Raw genomic sequence first — 1,001 nt, forward strand, 5'->3', positions numbered from 1 at the left:
GCAACCAGTACCGATTGGTGTACCAGGTGAATTGTATATTGGTGGTGCGGGATTAGCCAGAGGCTACCTTAACCGTCCAGAGTTGACAAAAGAAAAATTTATTCCCAATCCCTTCGGTCGAAGCAGGGGAGCATGGGAGCAGGGGAGCAGAGGAGCAGAAATTCTTCCTAATCCCCAATCCCCAATCCCCAGTCCCCGACTTTATAAAACCGGAGATTTAGTACGCTATTTACCAGATGGCAATATTGAATACCTGGGACGCATCGACAATCAGGTAAAAATTCGGGGCTTCCGCATTGAGTTGGGAGAAATTGAAGAATTACTGAACCAACATGACGATGTGCAGGCGGCTTGTGTTATTGCCCGCGAAGATAATCCTGGTGATAAACGCTTAGTCGCCTACGTGGTAGGACATAAACAGCATCCAGCTACAATCAGCCAGTTGCGATCGCTTCTTTCTAGTCAACTGCCACAATACATGATACCTCATGCTTTTGTGATGCTAGAGTCTTTACCTCTGACTCCCAACGGCAAGGTAGACCGTCGCGCATTGAGAGCGCCAGACTCTCGTGAGGGACTGAAAATAAGTTTTGTCGCCCCGCGTAGCCCAATTGAAGAAATACTGACGCAAATTTGGACACAAGCCCTAAAAGTAGACCAAGTAGGCATATATGATAACTTCTTTGAACTTGGGGGACACTCACTACTAGCAACGCAACTAGTTTCACGTATCCGCAACATTTTCAAAGTGGAACTACCATTGCGTGAGTTCTTTGCCAGAACAACAGTTGCCGAATTGGCGCGATCGATTGAGCAATTGCAGCAACAAGACTTAGAATTGGTTTCTCCACCCATCTCACCAAGGGCAGAGAATGCAGAATTACCACTGTCTTATGCTCAACAGCGTCTTTGGTTTTTAGACCAGTTCGAGCCGAACAGTGCCATATACAACATTCCTATGGCTTTGCGTCTAGTCGGAACTCTTAATCAAGTTGCCTTAG

At 46.6% G+C, this 1,001-nt stretch carries 1 protein-coding gene; it reads left to right on the forward strand.

All coding sequences use genetic code 11. The features are described 5' to 3' along the window. On the forward strand, window positions 1-1,001 hold a 1,001-nt coding region (locus tag ACWATR_RS40410; protein ID WP_460346109.1), incomplete at both ends, for a phosphopantetheine-binding protein.

The sequence above is a fragment of the Nostoc sp. UIC 10890 genome, from assembly GCF_054786515.1.